Origin of the sequence: Seohaeicola zhoushanensis (assembly GCF_014656415.1) — a bacterium.
GTDB classification, from domain to species: domain Bacteria; phylum Pseudomonadota; class Alphaproteobacteria; order Rhodobacterales; family Rhodobacteraceae; genus Seohaeicola_A; species Seohaeicola_A zhoushanensis.
The window spans coordinates 1-17,517 of sequence record NZ_BNCJ01000016.1; the positions used below are offsets into that span (position 1 = coordinate 1).

The 17,517-nt window shown below is 64.0% G+C and carries 15 protein-coding genes and 2 pseudogenes; 9 read left to right on the forward strand and 8 right to left on the reverse strand.

What is annotated here, in order from left to right:
- On the forward strand, nt 1-417 hold a 417-nt coding region (locus tag IE266_RS26940), incomplete at its 5' end, for a hypothetical protein (RefSeq protein ID WP_229864320.1).
- Nucleotides 418-507: 90 nt separating this feature from the next.
- Here the strand turns inward: IE266_RS26940 and IE266_RS19935 are convergent.
- Together IE266_RS19935 and IE266_RS27310 are read right to left on the reverse strand one after the other, a co-directional pair.
- Nucleotides 508-1,200, reverse strand: a complete 693-nt coding sequence (locus tag IE266_RS19935; RefSeq protein WP_189681885.1) for a MaoC/PaaZ C-terminal domain-containing protein — start codon at nt 1,198-1,200, stop codon at nt 508-510.
- Between the two features lie 25 nt (nt 1,201-1,225).
- A pseudogene (locus tag IE266_RS27310) lies at nt 1,226-1,498 on the reverse strand (hotdog family protein); the annotation flags it as partial.
- A gap of 324 nt (nt 1,499-1,822) precedes the next feature.
- On the opposite strand from IE266_RS27310, the gene IE266_RS19945 reads away from it, so the two are divergent.
- Nucleotides 1,823-2,521 carry a spermine/spermidine synthase domain-containing protein gene (locus IE266_RS19945; protein ID WP_189681886.1) on the forward strand — a complete coding sequence of 233 codons (699 nt, stop codon included), beginning with the start codon at nt 1,823-1,825 and terminating at the stop codon, nt 2,519-2,521.
- A 436-nt stretch (nt 2,522-2,957) separates the two neighbouring features.
- Here IE266_RS19945 and otnC read toward each other — a convergent pair whose 3' ends face one another.
- Both otnC and IE266_RS19955 read right to left on the reverse strand, forming a co-directional pair.
- Complete coding sequence (gene otnC, locus IE266_RS19950; RefSeq protein WP_189681887.1) at nt 2,958-3,599, reverse strand: 3-oxo-tetronate 4-phosphate decarboxylase; 642 nt, start codon at nt 3,597-3,599, stop codon at nt 2,958-2,960.
- Between the two features lie 26 nt (nt 3,600-3,625).
- Nucleotides 3,626-4,408: an FCD domain-containing protein gene (locus IE266_RS19955; RefSeq protein ID WP_229864322.1), complete on the reverse strand. Its 783-nt coding sequence runs from the start codon at nt 4,406-4,408 to the stop codon at nt 3,626-3,628.
- A 177-nt stretch (nt 4,409-4,585) separates the two neighbouring features.
- Here IE266_RS19955 and IE266_RS19960 point away from each other — a divergent pair, with 177 nt between their 5' ends.
- The 6 genes from IE266_RS19960 to IE266_RS19985 are packed head-to-tail and all read left to right on the forward strand — an operon-like array spanning nt 4,586 to nt 11,040.
- Entirely contained in the window at nt 4,586-5,548 is a 963-nt protein-coding gene (locus tag IE266_RS19960) for a TRAP transporter substrate-binding protein (protein ID WP_229864323.1), read from the forward strand.
- Between the two features lie 57 nt (nt 5,549-5,605).
- A complete protein-coding gene (locus tag IE266_RS19965) occupies nt 5,606-6,121 on the forward strand; it encodes a TRAP transporter small permease (RefSeq protein ID WP_189681890.1) in 516 nt (171 codons plus the stop codon).
- Nucleotides 6,118-7,410, forward strand: coding sequence for a TRAP transporter large permease (locus IE266_RS19970; RefSeq protein WP_189681891.1), 1,293 nt, complete (start codon nt 6,118-6,120; stop codon nt 7,408-7,410). Before IE266_RS19965 ends, IE266_RS19970 begins: the two co-directional genes overlap by 4 nt.
- 29 nt (nt 7,411-7,439) lie before the next feature.
- Nucleotides 7,440-8,402, forward strand: coding sequence for an NAD-dependent epimerase/dehydratase family protein (locus IE266_RS19975; RefSeq protein ID WP_189681892.1), 963 nt, complete (start codon nt 7,440-7,442; stop codon nt 8,400-8,402).
- A complete protein-coding gene (locus tag IE266_RS19980; protein ID WP_189681893.1) occupies nt 8,402-9,655 on the forward strand; it encodes a ribulose-bisphosphate carboxylase large subunit family protein in 1,254 nt (417 codons plus the stop codon). Before IE266_RS19975 ends, IE266_RS19980 begins: the two co-directional genes overlap by 1 nt.
- The gene (locus IE266_RS19985; protein WP_189681894.1) at nt 9,652-11,040 is read left to right on the forward strand and encodes a four-carbon acid sugar kinase family protein; all 1,389 of its coding nucleotides are present in this window, start codon (nt 9,652-9,654) and stop codon (nt 11,038-11,040) included. The genes IE266_RS19980 and IE266_RS19985 overlap by 4 nt, the downstream gene beginning before the upstream one ends.
- Nucleotides 11,041-11,054: 14 nt before the next feature.
- On the opposite strand, the pseudogene IE266_RS26950 reads toward IE266_RS19985, so the two are convergent.
- From IE266_RS26950 to IE266_RS20000, 4 genes and pseudogenes are all read right to left on the reverse strand, one after another.
- A pseudogene (locus IE266_RS26950) lies at nt 11,055-11,240 on the reverse strand (IS6 family transposase); the annotation flags it as partial.
- Nucleotides 11,241-11,345: 105 nt separating this feature from the next.
- Nucleotides 11,346-12,347, reverse strand: coding sequence for an ABC transporter substrate-binding protein (locus IE266_RS19990; protein WP_189681895.1), 1,002 nt, complete (start codon nt 12,345-12,347; stop codon nt 11,346-11,348).
- Nucleotides 12,325-14,271, reverse strand: a complete 1,947-nt coding sequence (locus tag IE266_RS19995; RefSeq protein WP_189681896.1) for an MFS transporter — start codon at nt 14,269-14,271, stop codon at nt 12,325-12,327. Before IE266_RS19995 ends, IE266_RS19990 begins: the two co-directional genes overlap by 23 nt.
- Nucleotides 14,268-14,978: a hypothetical protein gene (locus IE266_RS20000; protein WP_189681897.1), complete on the reverse strand. Its 711-nt coding sequence runs from the start codon at nt 14,976-14,978 to the stop codon at nt 14,268-14,270. Before IE266_RS20000 ends, IE266_RS19995 begins: the two co-directional genes overlap by 4 nt.
- A gap of 414 nt (nt 14,979-15,392) precedes the next feature.
- Between IE266_RS20000 and IE266_RS20005 the strand changes: the two genes are divergently transcribed.
- On the forward strand, nt 15,393-17,465 hold the full coding sequence (locus IE266_RS20005; RefSeq protein WP_189681898.1) for a choice-of-anchor I family protein: 2,073 nt from the start codon (nt 15,393-15,395) through the stop codon (nt 17,463-17,465).
- Nucleotides 17,466-17,517: the final 52 nt, after the last annotated feature.

Genomic DNA, 17,517 nt, shown 5'->3' on the forward strand with positions numbered 1-17,517 from the left:
GACCCTACCGAGAAACCCGATGGCCACCGACAGCTACACCACGCACCGGGACGTCACCACCGGCTCTGTCCGCTGAAGCCTCTACCAAACTACGAGACGCGAATTGAGCGTATCGCCGATGCCCTGCCCTGCGCACTCCTGACGCAACCGGAATGCGTCAAAGCTTGCGCCGAAGTTCGCCCTTTTCCTTGTAGGGCCTTTGACGAGGAGCGCGCGCTCCGAGAGGCCTCCAAACTGCTCCACGGTTTCGACAGCCTGCGCAGCCGCGGCGTAGAGCCATCCGAGATCGTCGAGCTTGTGGCCTGGGTCGGTAGCACGATTAGATTCATGGATTTCTGTCGAGAAAACCGCGCGATGATCAGCCCATTCCTGCCGACGAAGCCAAAGAACGTAAAGTCTCGCCGCCGCAAGGCCTAGTGTCATATGGGGTCCCCCCAATAGTTCAGGTGACGTCAACTATCCTGTCGGTCTGAGACGCGGGTGCCGGTTGCATGGTTGTTTTCACGGTCAACAACGGTTGCCGCAGGATGGAGCTTCGCGGGAGGAGCCCTCGAATGTAATCAGCGCACTCAGCCGGACCAGCGGTGCGTCCCTGGCAAGCGGAATGGCTCTGCCCATGTCCAGACAGGGGCGTCTCAGTGCGTTCGGAGCCTCAACGGTATCCGTGAGCTTTGAAACATGCAGTTGTTCCGATGGTCGTATCAGGGATACGACCATCGGCTGCCCTGGAACCTGGTCCGCCCCACCGGGCGCGACCAGAGCCAGACCACTGTCGATTACCGTTCGGTCGCCAATGAAGGCCCGAAACTGGACGCGCGGCCCGGATTGCCACACCGCCACGGCAAGGGTCCCGCCCGGATAGGCTACGCCCGAGAACCGGCCGCCGATGCACTGCAATTGCTCGGGCGCAGTCACCCGGCCGCAGATTGTGCGGCCGGCCGCAGCAAAGCTGCAAAGCCGGTGCAGGATCTGCCGCGGGAAGCCTGCGGCGGTTGCATAGTTTGGATCGGCGTGCAGCGGGTTCGTGTCGCCGGCGAGCCGGTAGAGCAGCGCGGCGCCCGGCGGAATGGCGACTTCGGTCACCATGTCGGGCATGCGCTCGGGGACCCGCTCGTTCAGGGCAACGGTCTCGCCCAAGCTGCCACAGCCGCCGTCGCCCCGACAGTAGGTCAAAGTCACGAACCACGGCAAAAGGCTCATCCTGCCCATCCGCACGGATCTCACGCCGGGTCGAGACGATCGCACCGCACCCTTCGCCCTTGTCTGTGATGCCCACCACCCGCAGCTTCGCACGTAGCAAACCATCGGTCGGGATCCTGCCCAGTAGAGTCAGCCGCTCTTCGCCACGGACGACGCGGGCGAAATCGATGCCGAACTCCGGCAGCAACACCCAGCGGAAGAAACCCATGGTCACCGGCTGCGTCAGCACGGCGCGGAAGTCCGGATCGGCCACGCGGAGGTGGCGCAGTTGTGCTTGGTCGAGTGGCGCATCGCCCAACTCGATCCCCAGTTCATTAAGGCGGGCATCGTGCGGAGTGACCGGTGCTGGTTCCTGCTCGGCTGGGGTGTCTTGGTTGCTTTTCGGGCTAGCCGCCGCTATCTAGCTGGGGAGCCGTTATCTGCGACGGCGTCTGTCAGACAGGCTGGACTGATGAATTCCCTGTTCAACATTTCGGCTGTCTTCCCCCTCCTGTGCGGATTCAGTTCAAACAATGTCTGAGGGTTGCCTGATCGCCTGAGGCGCAGGGCAACCCCGGAAAGCGATGAACCGCTGATCGCCCCCGCCTAAGAGCGAGGGGTCACTTTTGTTACAGGACATGACATGACCTCGTGGACCACACTTGCCCGCGCCGGGACGGCGTCGGGAGATGACATCTTTTTGCGCCAACGCGATGAACTGTTCGAAATCCGCTACAACGGCATAGAACTGATGTCGAACCTGAACCATCAGTCCGAGGACCAGCTTGCGCTGCGGTCCATGCGCCGGATGAACTTTGCGGCGCGGCGGATTCTGATCGGAGGTCTCGGCCTCAGCTTCACGTTGCGCGCGGTGCTTGATCTTGCCGCGCCAGATGCGGAAGTGACCGTCTGCGAGCTGATCCCGGAGATTGTCGATTGGAACCGGGGTCCGTTGGCCCATCTGGCAGACCATGCGCTGGACGACCCGCGGACCCGAGTACTGATCGGCGATGTGCAAGCACATCTGGCAGAGATCACCACAGACTATGACCTGATCCTGCTGGATACCGACAACGGGCCAGATTTCCTTGTCCGCACAGAGAATACGGGGCTCTACCAAGATTGTGGTCTGGGCGTTGTGGCAAGGTCGCTCACCCCTGCAGGGGTGGTTGCATTCTGGTCAGCCACCGCATCGCGAGAGTTCGAGGGCAGGTTGTCGCGCCAGCCATGGTTCTGGCTACGGGACGACATTCCGCTGGTTCCGGGGCGCGTCGATGCGATGCATCATATCTACAGCTGCAGCTTCAGCGCTGCGGCGCTCGGGCAACGCAAGGCCGCCTGATCGCCGCGGCCTTGCGTTGCCCGAGCCCCCTTGCGGTCGGCGAGGCGTGGGAAGCTCACGTCCGCAAAGTTGGCGTCTTGCCGTTCGTGACATGCGGGGAATCGGCATGAAATCGACGAACCTTTTCCGCCGCCATCGCTTCCCACCCGCCGTGATCGCCCATGCCGTCTGACTATATTTCCAATTTCCGCTGAGCCTGCGGATGGTCGCGGATCTGTTGGCCGAACGCGGCATTGTCGTGTCGCATCAGCCCTTGCGCGCCTGGGCCGAGAAGTTCGGACGAAAATCGCCGGGACCAACCGCCGGCGTAACGGCGGACGCCGTGGCTACAGATGGCAGCTCGACGAAGCGGAGGTTTCGGTCAGTAGCCGGAATCCCTCCCTTCCGATATCGAATATCCAAAGGATGCTGACGGCGAACAAGTTGCACCCCGCGTTCATGCCTTGCGCAAAGCGTCGGCCTGTTCCTTTGTCAACGGCCGGATCCTGTAATCCTTGAGCAGCATGAACAGACGCGCCGTCTCCTCGAGTTCCTCGGTAGCATACTGGGCCTCTTCGAGGGTCTTGCCGGCGACAATGGGGCCATGGTTGGCAAGCAGGACCGCATGGCTGTGGCCAACCCGTTCCTCGACGGCACGGGCAAGCGCCGTATCACCCGGCGCGTAATAGGGCACCAGCGGCAGCCGCCCAACCCGCATCACATAGTAGGCGGTCAGGGGCGGCAGCAGGTCATCGGGGTCGAGCCCTTCCATGACGCTGATGGCGACGGAATGGGTCGAATGCAGGTGCACAACGGCGTCGGAATGCGGCCGTTGGCAATACACGCACATGTGCAGGAAGGCTTCCTTGGTCGGCTTGTCGCCGTCGAGATGCTGACCGTTGGAGTCCACCAGTGAAAGCCGCTCGGGATCAAGCGCGCCGAGCGAAGCGTTGGTCGGCGTCATCAGGACAGTGCCGTCGGACAGCCGCACGCTGATATTGCCGGTGGAGCCAAAGGTCAGGCCCCGGTCGAAGATCGATTTGCCCACGGCGGCGATTCGGTCGCGCATGCGGGTCTGTTCGGAAATTTGCGCGGTCATGCGCGGTCCTTTTCTTGGCCCCGGTTTCAGAGCCTGGGCGGTTTGGCGTCCGGATTGGTGGGATAGATCGTGGCGAGCTGGCGCAGATGCGCGCGCATCTCGTCGGCCGCGCGGTCGGCCGAACGCGCCGCGATCGCTTCGAATATCCTGACATGGGCGGCGTGAGCGGTCTCCATCTGCCCCTCGTTGCGCAGGCTGGTGTCGCGCACCTCCTGAAGCCACTGCTCGACGGCACGAAAGAAAGAGGAAATGATGGGGTTATCGACGATCTCGGCGATGGCCAGGTGAAACTCGATATCGGTGCTGCCGAACAGTCGGGTGTCCCCTATGGCCTCGCGGTTGGCGCGGAGGCGGTCACGCAGGATCTCGATCTGCTCGTCGGTGGCGCGTTCCGTGGCCAGGCGCGCGGTGCCGGCTTCGACCAGTTCGCGGACTTCGGCGAAGATCTTCAGGCCGCCCGGCTGCTGCAGCGAAAAGGTCGCCGCCTGGCTGAGCATGTCGAGCAGGAAATCCGCGCGCGGCCCGCAGACGCGGGCCCGCGTGCCGGGTCGGGTTTCGATCAGCCCATGGCCTTCGAGCGATGCCAGAGCCTCGCGCACTGTCAGGCGGGAGACGCCGAAATCGTCCATCAGCTGGCGTTCGGACGGCAGGAACTCGCCCACGGGATAGATGCCCTGACGGATATCCTCGCCCAGGACATCCACCAGTTCCTCGTGCATGCGGCGGCGCCGCACCACGCGACGTGGGCGTGCCGCGGCAGTGCCTTGCGCCGTTTCCGGCGCAGGTACCGCGGCGTCGTCAGGTTGCATGGACATGGCAATCCTTTCGGGTTTCTCGATCCGGCTAGTTCCGCAAATTGCTCTTGACAAGAGAGACATCATTCAACGAAGAAAGCAACCGGTCAGATGGTCTGCTGGTCGGACCAGTTGCACTGGAGCAATGCGTGGCGGCGCTGTCGCGCGCACGCTGGAAACTGGGAGGTTACATTGAAGAAATTCGCCCTTGCTGCCCTTTTGGGCAGCGTATCGCTGGCTGTACCGGCCTTTGCCGATGACATCAGCATCGCACTCCACGTCGATCCCTCGCACGAGATGTTCCGGGTTGGCGAACGCCTGAAGGAAGCGATCGAAACCCAGTCCGAAGGCCGCTTCACGGTCACCCTGCTGGGCACCGAAGTGGGTGGCGAGCGCGATCACCTGGAAGGCGCCAGCGTGGGCGAATACCAGATTGCGCTTGGCGGCTCGATGCCGATGTCGCTCTATGCTCCGGCCTATGCGGCCTCGGACCTGCCCTTCGTCTATGACAACTCGGAATCGGCGCGGAAAGTCTATGAAGGCGCGATCGGCGAGGCCGTGCAGAACGCCCTGATCAGCAACGGCAACCTGCGGCTGATGGGCCTGTCGGTGCGCAACCCTCGCAACCTCACCTCGAAGAAACCGGTCATGACGCCGGATGACGTCGCCGGCGCCCGGCTGCGTATCCCCGAGATCGCGCCCTGGGTGACGATCTGGCAAGAAGTCGGCGCCCTGCCCAGCCCCATCGCATGGCCCGAGGTCTATACCTCGCTCCAGACCGGTGTGATCGAAATGCAGGAAAACCCGGTCGACTTCATCTATGCCGGCCGCCTCTACGAGGTGCAGGACTACGTCAACAAGACGGAACACGTCCACTCGTTCTTCCACTGGCTGATGAACAACGACTTTTACGAAGGCCTGTCGGACGAGGACCGGACCCTGATCCAGGGCGCGATCTCCGATTCGATCGCTTGGGGCGACGAGCTGGTGAAAGCCAATGAATCCACCGCCTACGACAACCTCAAGGCCAAGGGTATGGAAGTTGTCGAGCCGGACGTGGCCGCTTTCCGCGAGAAGGCCAAGCCCGCGATCCGCAAGGTCGCCGAAGGCTTTGCGCCCGAGGTCCGCGACTACGTTCTGTCGCAGATCGAGTGAGCCTCCTGCCGGCCCGCACATGTCGCGGGCCGGCCCCCTGTCCGGTGGAGTATGACTATGTCGGCAGATACAGCGGCCGATCCCGTGCCGCGCCCCTCGCGTAACCCGTTCTGGTTTGCGGTCGAGGCCGCGATGATCCTGGCCTTCATCTCCATGCTGGTCGTGATGTTCATCCAGGTCGTCTCACGCCATGCGCTTGCCGTTGGGGTTCCCTGGACGGACGAGACCTCGCGCTTTCTCTATATCGCGCAGATCTTCCTCGGGCTTTCCATCGCCCAGCGTTATGGCCAGCACATCCGCATCACTGTCGCGCTCGACCTGATGGGTCCGCGGCTGCGCCGCATTACCGAGGCCTTTGCCGATCTGCTGACCGCGCTCATCTGCATCCTGCTGATCGTCGGCGCCGTGGAGATGATGCGCAAGAGCGGCAACGCGCTTGCCAGCACGCTGCCGCTGCCGATGTCGGCGATCTATGGCGTCCAATGCATCGGGATCGCGCTTTATGCGCTGCTGGTGCTGAAGGACCTCCGCGACAAGCTGTTTTACCATGATGAGAAGGGAGCTGCCGCATGACGATCCTTATCGCCCTGTTCGGCACCCTGATCCTGCTGATGGCAATCGGAGTCCCCGTCGCCTTCGCGATGGTGGGATCATCGGTCGTGGTGCTGGCCGCCAATCGAGGGCTGGACAGCATTCCCTATGAAATGCTGGCGCAGCGCACGCTCTACGGCGTCAACAGCTTCACGCTGCTTGCCATTCCGGCCTTCCTTCTGATCGGCCGCCTTATGAATGCCTCGGGTATCTCGGACCGCGTCTTCAACGTCGCGCGGGTCATGGTAGGCCACCTGCGCGGGGGCCTCGGCCATGTGAACGTCCTCTCGTCGATGATCTTCGCGGGCATGTCCGGATCGGCCGTGGCCGATGCCGGCGGGCTTGGCCCGGTGCTGATCAAGGCAATGGACCGCGACGGCTATGACCGTGGTTTCAGCGCTGCGGTCACGGCCTCTTCGGCAACGATCGGGCCGATCATCCCACCGAGCATCCCCGCCGTCATCTATGGCGCCCTTGCCAATACCTCGATCGCGGCCGTCTTCCTTGGCTCGATCATCCCCGGACTGCTGATGGGGCTGAGCCTGATGGCGCTAGTTGCGATCATCTCGCACCGGCGCGGATACCCTGTCTCGGCACGGGCAAGTTTTGCGCAGTTCGGCGCCGCACTGGTGACGGGCTTCCTGCCGATGCTGACCCCGATCATCATCATCGCGGGCATCCTGTCGGGGATGTTCACCCCGACTGAAGCCTCGGTCGTGGCGGTCGTCTACTGCCTGGTCATCGCGGCACTGGTCTATCGCACCATCAACCTGCGCGAGTTCTGGGCGATCTGCCGCGAGACCGCCGTCGACACGGCCGCACTGCTCGCCATCATAGCGGGATCGGCGCTCTATGCCTGGGTCCTGGCACGCTACCAGGTCACCAACCAGATCATCGGCACGCTGACCGGCGCCATCGAAAGCAAGTATGTCCTGCTGCTGTTGCTGACGCTGTTCGTACTGGCCATCGGGATGTTCATCGATTCCGTTCCGGCGCTGTTCCTGCTGACGCCGATCCTCGTGCCGCTGGTGACGAGCTATGGCATCGACCCGGTCCATTTCGGGGTCGCCATGATCTTCAACCTGATGATCGGACTGGTCACGCCGCCGGTCGGCACGGTGCTGTTCACGGTCCAGAAGGTAGCCGATCTCAAGTTCGGCACGCTGATACGCGAGATCATCCCCTTCTACATCCCGCTCATGCTGATGCTCCTGGCGATCACTTTCATTCCGGGCCTCGTCCTGTTCCTGCCCGACCTGTTGCTGCGCTGAGCCGCGGCCAAACCTATCGGAGATAATAAATGTCAGTTCTCGTTTTCGGCGGCATGGGCCATGTCGGCTCATGGATCGCGCATGATCTCGTAGCCGAGGGCCGCGACGTCGTGATCTTCGATCTCGGCGCGCGGGGACTCGAAGGCCGGGGGCTCGACTACCTCGAGCCTCACGCCGATCGTCTCCGGTTCGAGGACGTGGACGTCATGGATACCCATAGCGTCTTCGAACGGATGCGGGCCTATGAAGGGCAGATCGAGGCGGTGATCTTCGGGGTCGCCGTCATCGCGGGGCCGACCTTCAAGCTACGTCCGATACGCAACATCAACATCAACACGGTGGGGATGCTGAACGTGATCGATGCCTGCCGGATCCTGGGCGTGCCGAAGTTCGTCAACCTCAGCTCGGGCGCGGTCTATGGCGATCAGCCCGGCGGGCAGACCGAACAGACTCCGTTCAAGGCCACCGATCTTTACGGTGCCACCAAGGTCGCCAACGAAGCGCTTGCCCAGCAATATGGCAATGCCTACGGCATCGACGTGCGCCAGGCGCGGCTCTACTTCGTCTATGGCCCCGGCAAGCTTCCCTCGCAGATGCACGTCCTCTACCAGGCCATGTTCGGCCCGTTGCAGGGGCTGCGCAACATTGCCGCGCCGGCGGGCGGTGGACAGGGGCTCGACTGGACGCATGTGCGCGATACCGCGCAAGGGGTGGTCCGGTTGCTGGACGCCCCTGCCGAAGCCGCGGGCGAGGCGTTCAACATCTCCTGCGGGGTCTCGACGCCGCACCGCGAGATCGTCAGCCATGTCTCGGACCTGCTGGGGCGCGACAGCGGCATGACCCTTGGCGACGGCAATTTCTTCGAGCGCGGTGCGCCGCTGGCGATCAACAAGGCACGCCGGGTCCTTGGCTTCGAGCCGCGCTTCACCGATATCCGCGAGGGCCTGCGCGACTACCATGACTGGCTGAAATCCGTCGGGAAGGCCGCTTGATGGTAACCGAGCGCATCCGCGCGGAGTATTTGCTGCGCACGACGGGCGATCCCGCAAGGGTCGCGGCGGTCATTGCCGGCGAACAATCCTCGGGAACTTTCGTCCGCCTGCCGGGGGAAAGCGACGCGCTGCGCGAACGCTCCGCCGCGCGGGTCGAGACGCTGGAGGAAGTAGCAGACAACGGTGCCCCTGCCCTGCCCGGCGCGCATCCCGATTCAGCCGCGGCGGCGCTGCGGAGCTTCCGCATGGTGCTGTCCTGGCCCTTCGATACCGTTGGCGCCTCGATCCCGAACCTGGTGGCCACGGTGGCGGGCAACCTGTTCGAACTGCGCGAGGTCGCCGGCCTGAAGCTGCTCGACATCTCGCTGCCGGAGGCGTTCATGGACGCCTATGCCGGTCCCGGTTTCGGCATCGCGGGCACCCGCGCGCTGTCCGGCGTGGCCGAGGGGCCGCTGATCGGCACGATCATCAAGCCCTCGGTTGGCCTCGGGCCCGAAGAGACCGCCGAACTCGTCGACAAGATGATCGAGGGCGGAATAGACTTCATCAAGGACGACGAGCTGCAGGCCGATGGTCCCGCCTGCCCGTTCGAAGAACGGGTCCGGGCGGTGATGGCGGTGGTCAACCGCCATGCGGAACGCAGCGGCAAGCGGGTGATGTATGCGGCCAACCTGACCGGCGACCTCGACCAGATGCGCCGGCGCCACGACCTGCTGGTCGAGCTTGGGGGCACCTGCGCCATGCTCAGCCTGAACTCGGTCGGGCTGGCAGGTGTAGCAGCGTTCCGGCGTCATTCCCGGCTTCCGATCCACGCCCATCGCAACGGCTGGGGCTACCTCGGCCGCAGCCCGGCCAACGGGTGGGACTATGCTGCCTGGTCGAAGCTGTGGCGGGTGATCGGCGTCGACCACATGCATGTGAACGGGCTGGCCAACAAGTTCTGGGAGCCGGACGACAGCGTCATCGCCTCGGCGCGCGCGCTGCTGACACCGATCAGTGCCGAGGCCCCGCGGGTTGTCATGCCGGTCTTCTCGTCGGGCCAGACGATCCGCCAGGCGCATGGCACCTGGGCACGGCTGAACTCGGCCGATCTGATTTTCTGTGCCGGCGGCGGGATCATCGCCCACCCCTCCGGCGTGGCGGCCGGCGTCTGTGCGCTGCGCGAAGCCTGGGATGCCGCGCGTGCGGGAATCCCGCTCGACAGCCCCACCGCCTCGCCTGCCCTGCGCAAAGCAATGGAGACGTTCCGATGACCCAGGCCCTGCCCGATGGCGTTCTTCTGGCCTTCTACGGTGACGATTTCACCGGCTCGACCGATGCGATGGAGGTCACGGCGCGGGCGGGGTTGCGCACGATCCTGTTCACCCGCCGCCCCGAACAGCAGGACCTGGATCGTTTCTCCGACTACCAGGTGATCGGTGTGGCGGGCACGGCTCGCGCGCAGGGACCGGATTGGATGGCGCAGAACCTGCCCGAGACATTTGCTGCGCTGGCCTCGCTGAAGCCGAAAGTCCTGCAGTACAAGGTCTGCTCAACCTTCGATTCCTCGCCCGAGACCGGCTCGATCGGCAGGGCGGCGGAACTGGGCGCACAGGCGGTTCCGGCGGGATGGCTGCCCGCCATTGTCGGCGCACCGCAATTGGGGCGGTGGCAGGTCTTCGGCAATCTCTTCGCCACGGCCGCCGGCGTGCAATACCGCATCGACCGTCACCCGACCATGTCGCGCCACCCTGTCACCCCGATGAAGGAAGCGGACCTGCGCCAGCATATCGCGCTCCAGACCTCGCTGCCGGTGATGGGGATCGATCTTGGCGACATGATGCGCGGCCAGACAGCCGAGCGCATTGCCGAGGCCAAGGCCAAGGGGGCCATCACCTTCATCGACGTAGCCGAGGAAGCCAGCCAGGCCGAAGCCGGCCGCATGATCTGGGAGAACAGCGACGAGACGGTCTTTTCGCCCGCCTCGTCCGGCCTGCAATACGCGCTTGTCGCACATTGGCGTGCGGCCGGGATGATCCCGGGGGAACCACCGGGCTTCGAGACCCACAAGCCGGTCGACCGCCTCTTGGTCGTGTCGGGAAGTTGTTCACCGGTCACCGCGGACCAGATCGCACGGGCCGAGGCCGCCGGTTTCGTCTCGATCCGGCTGGATGTCTGCCGCGTTGCGCGCCCCGATCAGGCCGAGGCCGAAGTGGCCCGCGTTCTGGCCGAGATCGAAACCGCCTTTGAGACCCATCGCGCAGCGCTGGTCTTCGCGGCCAAGACCGTCGACGACCCGGACTATGAGGCGCTTTCGCGTATGGCCAAGGACGAGGGCATACCGCTGTCACATGCGCAGGACGCCATCGGCAAGGCGTTGGGCGCGCTCGCGCTGAAGGCAGTGCCGCAGTTCCGACTGTCGCGGTTGGTGGTCGCGGGCGGAGACACCTCTGGCCGCGTTCTCGAGGCGCTTCCGGTGACCGCGCTGGAACTCAAGCACCCGCTTTCGCCTGGCGCACCGATCTGCCTGTGCCATGTCGATGACCCCGTCTTCGAGGGGCTGGAGGTCGTTCTGAAGGGCGGTCAACTCGGCTCTCCGGACCTGTTCCTGCGGGCGCTGGACCCCGATGCACGCGAGGCTTCCGCCGGAGTTCAGTGACCGATGGCGGCAGCCGCAAACATCAGACCGAACCGATGCCACCAGAACCGGAGGGTCTCGTGACACACGTCGATGCCCCGTTCGCGCAGAAGATCCTCGACGTTCCGCAGTGACAGCGGAAATCAGATGTACAACATCACGGCCAACCGGATGATCTCCGCGCTGGTCTTGAAACATCGGAAAGGAGAGCGCCGGATCAAGGACGAACGCTAGTTGGGGCACTGCCCCACCTCAAGCCTGGTTTGTTTGACAAAACTCCCTGGCCTGCTGAACCGGATTCCCGCTGACACCACCCTCCTTTCTGCTCACTCGACGACTTCTGCGACCTGCATCAGGGTGATCGGGGGATAGACGCCAATCTGTTTGGCGACCGACATGTTGATCGTCACCGCGAAGTCCTGCATGCGCGCCACCGGCAGGTCGCCCGGCGCGGCGCCCTCGAACAGGATCTTCTCGGCCAGTTCCCCAGCGAGACGGCCGACATCGTAATACCGGGCCGCGACCGAGATCAGCGCCGCGTTGTCGCGCACAAGCGACTCGTAGGGACTGAGCACCGGCATCCCGTGTGCCGCCGCCGCCTTGGCCAGGGCGGCGCTCTGCGATTGCAGGAAAGAGGAGCTGCCGACATAGACGAATTCCACGCCCGCCGCCTTGAGGGCGGCCATGGCGGGTTCGATGTTCTCGGGGAGCGGTTTGCCGTCCGCGCCGAGGCCGATCTCCACGGCGGTGAACTCCAGCCCCTGCCCGGCCGCAAGCCCAGCGATCTCGTCACGCTTGATGGTCGAGTTCTTCTCGTCCGCGTTGAACATCAACCCGATGTGTTTGACCGTCGGCATGTAGTTGCGGATGGCCTTCAGCGTCACGGTTTCGGGCATACGGTTGTAGGTGCCGGTGATATTGGGCCGCCCGGTCTGGTCGAGCGACTGGACGATACCGGAGCCGACCGGGTCGGCCACGATCATGAAGAGCTGCGGGATATCGCCGTTCAGCCCCTCTCCGCCCTGCGTGGCGAGAGTTCCGCCGATGCCGATGGTCACGTTGGTGCCCCAGGTCAGGATCAGCTGGGCCTTGTCCGCGCGCGCCTGTTCCAGGACGCCCGGCAGGCGGGACTTGTCCTGCGCCGCGTCGAGAACCGTGAAGACAACGGGGTGCCCGCTGTCGCTCAGGTAATCCTGGAAGCCCTTGCAGGCCTCTTCGCATCCCCGCCAGGTCGCGATGGCGATACGCGCGGGGTCCTCGGCACGGACGATCCCCGCCGTTGACAGGAGTATGCCTGTGGCCAGGCTAGCGTATTGCAGGATCTTCATTGGTCCCTCCCCGCCTTAGTATCGGATCCCTCCAGATCGAGATACAGAAGACCGCCAATCCGGCAAATATAATCGCGCTGAGCGTGCCGAGAACCTGGTCCACGCCAGTATCCTTCATCGCGAAGGCGGTGACCAGCAGGCCGACCAGCGCAACGCCCCTTTCAGTGACCCGGTAGGCCGACAGGCCACGCGCCGTGCCGCCGGACAGGCGGGCGGCCAGCTCAAGTGCCGGGCCGCGCACCAGGCCAAAGCCCGCGCCGACGCCGATCACCGTGCCGGTCATCTGCCAGAAGCTCTCGCCGCCCAGCAAGGCCAGCGACAGGCCGGCCAGCGTGCCGCCGACGATGATGCTGGCGAAGAGGCCAAGGGGGTGGCTGGCGATACGGGCAGAGACCGGGCCGAGGATGAGTTGGGCCAAGTAGAACAGCATGACGACCCGGGCGACCTGGGCCGGGGATGCACCGAAGGCCGAAAGGTGGAGCGGCGCCAGATACCAGATCGAAATCGCGGTCACGAGGTTGAGCGGCGCGACGATGCCGAAGAGGAACATGTAAAAGCTCGACGTGCGCGGCGCCATGCCGGTCGACTTCGAGCGGGCAGCGGGCCGTTCGGTCGCCGCCACCAGGAAGCGATAGCCGAAGAGACCCGCCATCAGCACCAGGATCGCCCCGAGGACCATCGCCGCCTCGTAGCCGTAACGGTCTGCGAAGACGCCGCCGATGGTGGAGCCGCAGAAGGTTCCACCGAAGACCATCGCCATGATGACCGAGGAGACCCTGGCGCCATCCTTGGAGCGCAGCGCGAGCGCGTAGTCCTGGCAGGCGACGGTCGCGAAGGCATAGCAGACTGCGATGATGCCCCGGCTGAGCACCACGCCGGCGAGATCATCGCTCCAGGTCATGCCCAGCAGCGCCAGCGCCGCCGGAATCGCCGACAGGGCGAAGACCCGGCGCGGCCCGTAGCGCGCCACGACGCGCGCCGCCAGCGGAGAGAGCAGTGCCAGGACCAGCAGGTAGAGCGCCGATGGCAGCGCGGCGGCGATGGCCGGGTCCAGCCAGTCGGGCCGGCTGGCGCCCTTGGCGTAGACCGGCAGGAAGGATGCCGTCACCTCGGTGGCGGCGGCGAAGGAAAACAGCGCAATCCGCATGTCGACGAGATCGGGAAGCACCAGGCGCCTGGGCGTGGCCCCGCCGTCCCCGCGGCCTGCCCGGCCAGCCAGCGCGATGCAGTGGTCGTTCAACCGCCGCGCCAGCAGGCGCAGGGTCGGCAGCCCGGCGGTCGGGATAACCTGGTCAAACCGCCCTTCGCCCTGGTCGCGCGCGAGGCGGACAACGGCGCGCAGGGGGCCCCAGATCGAATGGGTGGCAATCAGGATCGTCAGCTCGACCCCGATCAGGATCACCGCAATGGCAAGGGCGGTTGCGTCCAGCAGCACCGAGCGCAACCGGGCCTCGACGAAACGGCCGCTGCTCTTGACCTTGATATGGCCGGCGAGGTCGTTGCCAACGAGGATCGGCATGGAGATCTCGGCACCTGAGGTGCCAAGCCTTGTGCCAATCTGGAGACGGTCGAGCAGCCTGGCCTCTTCCTCGCGGCCGACACTGGCGATCACCTCGCCCTTGCGCGATACGATGGTGATGTTCTCCAGTTCGGAAAAGGCGTCCATCGTCGCGGCGATGTAGGTTTCGAACCCGCCAACCGCGTTCAGGGGCAGCCCGGTCGAGAGCGTCTGCTGGATGTTGTCCCGCACCACCGTCGCGATGAGCCGGGTGCGGTTCTGCAATTCGGGCGCGACCGAGCGATCGAACGACACCAGCGTGACGAAGCTGAACAGGAAGACCGAAAGCGCGACCACCACGATCAGGATCGCGGTGATGCGGGCACGCACGCGCGGCGCGTGCAGGCTGTCGAGCGTCTGGCTCATCTGGCCTCGCGGTACCGGGACTGCGCCGCGCGCAGCATCCGCCAGAGTTCGCCTCCGGTTCCGGTGCCTCCCCCGCCCTCGCGCCAGGTGTCGGTCTCGAACAGCTCGGCGTCCGCTTCGATGCTCCGATAGGCCGAGATCTCGACCGAGAAGGCCCAGCGTAGTGCCGCGCCGATCAGCAGCGTGCCGACCAGCAGGAAACCGGCCGCACTCACCAGCAGCTCGGCGCCCATCGCCCACAGCCGTATCACGCTGTCCGTGGCATCGAGCGTGATGCGGATGGCCCCGGCGGCTTCACCATTCGGACCCGAGAGGGGGCTGGTCGAGTAGAAGCGGCCGCTTTCGAACCGGCTGGTGGCGGACTGGGGTCCGCCGTTGCGGCCTGTCGGATCGCTGGCCTCTGCTTCGCCAATGTGGCGCAGGACATCGTTGTCGGCGCCGATCAGATCGATGGAGATGATCGCATCGTCGGTCTGCCGCGCCCGTTCGAGCAGCGCCTCGGCATTGCGGACGGAGGAGAGCGGCAGACCGAGGCCGAGCGCCGCCTCGAAGGGCTCTGCGGTGTTGCGGGCCAGAACTGCGACCCGTTCGGTGAGCAGGGTGCGCTGGACAGTGCGAAACTGCAGAAGCGACAACCCGACGAAAAGCAGGATCGCGATTGCCATGGTGCCTGAGGCCGTCAGCCAAAGCCGCCAGAAAATAGGCAAGATGCTCCCCTCTGCCGGCCTGTGCCAGCTTGTTGTTCCTGGTCATTGCCTTCGGGTTCGATCGAGCCTGAGCAAACCCATGACCAAACATTGCCAGCATGCGCTACGGAAGCAATAGCCAAGGCGGATTGTGCAATCCGGTGTTCTCAGACGGGGTCGAACTTGCTTCGGCATCCAGAGAGGACGGCTTCCCTATTCAGCGCAGATTGATCCGATCCGCAACGTTGACTTGCCCGAAGGCGGAGTTTTCAGGGGGCAAAGCAGATCACTGTGTAGAAATACCCAAGCGGCCAGCGAGCCCCCGGAAGAACCAGCGCGTCACCCGGATTTTACATGATCAGGCTAAGTCGGCCCGGTCGTTGTTGAACCTGCCACACAGGTGTGACGGGGCCAGGAAACCAGGGAAGGCTACCCATGTTCGAGAAACACAAGTTTGCACTAGAAGTTGAAGACTTCGGAGATCTCAATATTGAAATCGCGGAAAAATCGAAGCGCCACAGCAACGCATCCGACTTCGGTGACGATGCCTCCGACAAGTCGAGCAAATTTGTAAAATCCACCGTTCTCGGCGGACTGGGTGTCGAGCCAGTCGGCTCCTATGACAGCCTCTCCGGCGAGGCCGGATCGGAAGTCGTATCCTACTTCGCAGGCAAGCTCTACGTGACCAACGGCGCCGAGGGCCGGATCGACGTTTTCGATGCCATTAGCGGTGATCTGGTCAATTCGATCGATCTCACCACCATTCCCGACTTCGGCGGCGTCAACTCCGTCACCGTGACCGAACACGGCATCGCAGCAGCCGTCGAACTCGGGAACGAAGGGGACGGTGTCGCGCAGAATGGCGTGGTGGCACTGTTCGACCTGACCGGCGCCGCCCTGGGAACGGCCGAGGTTGGGAACCTGCCGGACATGGTCACCTACTCGAAAGACGGCACCATGATCTTTGTCGCCAACGAAGGCGAGCGGCAGAGCGATCAGGAACCGGCCGGGTCCATTTCGATCATCGACGTGGCAACGATGACCGTGGCCACCTTCGGCTTCGAAGAGTTCGACGCAATGGTTCCGGAACTGCGCGACATGGGCGTCCGGATCTTCCCGGATGCGATGCCTTCGACCGATTTCGAACCCGAGTATATCGCCGAAATCGACGGCAAGCTGCTGGTGACCCTGCAAGAGGCCAACTCGGTTGCGGTGTTCGACCTCGCCAGCATGAGCTGGGAGAAGATCATCCCGCTCGGCACGCAGGATCATTCCGTCGTCCCGCTCGACGCCTCGGACAAGGACGACGCGATCAACATCACGACATATGAAAACCTGGTCGGAATTCGAATGCCCGACGCCATCGCCGCAACCGAGATTGACGGCGTCGCCTACTTTCTGACGGCGAACGAGGGCGATGACCGGGGCGATTTCGATGAAGGCGGCGATGCCGCGCGCGTCGGCGACATTCTCGACGGCGAGGTGGCCGGCGTCTCCATCGATGCTTCGGTCGACACCACCGGCCTCGAGCGGCTGACCGTCTCGATCATCGACGGCGATACCGATGGCGACGGCGATATCGACGTGCCGCACGCATACGGATCGCGTTCCTTCACCATCTTCGATCTCGACGGCAATATAGTCTTCGACAGTGGCTCCGATTTTGAAGAGATCATCGCGGCCATCCGTCCGGCAAATGCCTTCAACAATGACGGCTATCCTTCGGACAACCCGGATGTGATCGACGAGAACCGCTCGGACAACAAGGGGCCCGAGCCGGAGGCTATCGCGATCGGTGAAGTCGATGGCAAGACGCTCGCGTTCATTGGATTGGAACGCGATGGCGGGATCATGATCTACGACATCTCCAATCCGGCGGACTCGCAGTTCGTGGATTACATCGACAGCTCGGCCTACGGTCACTCGAGCCCGGAGGTCATCAAGTTCATTCCGGCCTCGGAAAGTGAAACCGGAAACGCCCAGATCGCAGTCGCATACGAGGTTTCGGGCACCACCGCGCTTTACGATATCGCTTTCGGCAAGGCCATCGTCGGCCGCAACAAGTCCGACGATATCCTGGGCACGATCGGAGACGACGGCATCCGTGCGGGCAACGGCAAGGATATCGTCAATGGTCAGGGCGGTGACGACGTGATCAAGGGCGAGAATGGCAACGACGTGCTGTTCGGCGGCGCCGGCGATGACAAGATCATCGGCGGCAACGGCGCCGATATCATTGATGGCGGCATCGGCGACGATCTTTTGATCGGCCGCAACGGTCCTGACACCTTCGTCTTCGCTCTTGGTGCGGGGAACGACACCATCCGGGGCTTCGGCAAAGCAGACGTGATCGACCTCAGCATGACCGGCCTGAGGTTCGGTGACCTTGTCATCTCCGATGTGGAGCCGGGTCTTGCGCTGGTGGAATACGGCGACATGGGGGATACGATCGAAGTCTATCTCCGCAATTCCCATGCGACGCTGGACGCGGGCGATTTCCAGTTCTGAAATATTGTCTGTCCGGGCCAGCCATTGGCTGGCCCGGATCTCCGGCCTTTGA

Coding starts and splice junctions, on each gene's coding strand:
- IE266_RS19935 (WP_189681885.1), bottom strand. CDS start 1,200: ATGAGCCTTTTGCCGTGGTTCGTGACTTTGACCTACTGTCGGGGCGAC.
- IE266_RS19945 (WP_189681886.1), top strand. CDS start 1,823: ATGACCTCGTGGACCACACTTGCCCGCGCCGGGACGGCGTCGGGAGAT.
- otnC (WP_189681887.1), bottom strand. CDS start 3,599: ATGACCGCGCAAATTTCCGAACAGACCCGCATGCGCGACCGAATCGCC.
- IE266_RS19955 (WP_229864322.1), bottom strand. CDS start 4,408: ATGCAACCTGACGACGCCGCGGTACCTGCGCCGGAAACGGCGCAAGGC.
- IE266_RS19965 (WP_189681890.1), top strand. CDS start 5,606: ATGTCGGCAGATACAGCGGCCGATCCCGTGCCGCGCCCCTCGCGTAAC.
- IE266_RS19970 (WP_189681891.1), top strand. CDS start 6,118: ATGACGATCCTTATCGCCCTGTTCGGCACCCTGATCCTGCTGATGGCA.
- IE266_RS19975 (WP_189681892.1), top strand. CDS start 7,440: ATGTCAGTTCTCGTTTTCGGCGGCATGGGCCATGTCGGCTCATGGATC.
- IE266_RS19980 (WP_189681893.1), top strand. CDS start 8,402: ATGGTAACCGAGCGCATCCGCGCGGAGTATTTGCTGCGCACGACGGGC.
- IE266_RS19985 (WP_189681894.1), top strand. CDS start 9,652: ATGACCCAGGCCCTGCCCGATGGCGTTCTTCTGGCCTTCTACGGTGAC.
- IE266_RS19990 (WP_189681895.1), bottom strand. CDS start 12,347: ATGAAGATCCTGCAATACGCTAGCCTGGCCACAGGCATACTCCTGTCA.
- IE266_RS19995 (WP_189681896.1), bottom strand. CDS start 14,271: ATGAGCCAGACGCTCGACAGCCTGCACGCGCCGCGCGTGCGTGCCCGC.
- IE266_RS20005 (WP_189681898.1), top strand. CDS start 15,393: ATGTTCGAGAAACACAAGTTTGCACTAGAAGTTGAAGACTTCGGAGAT.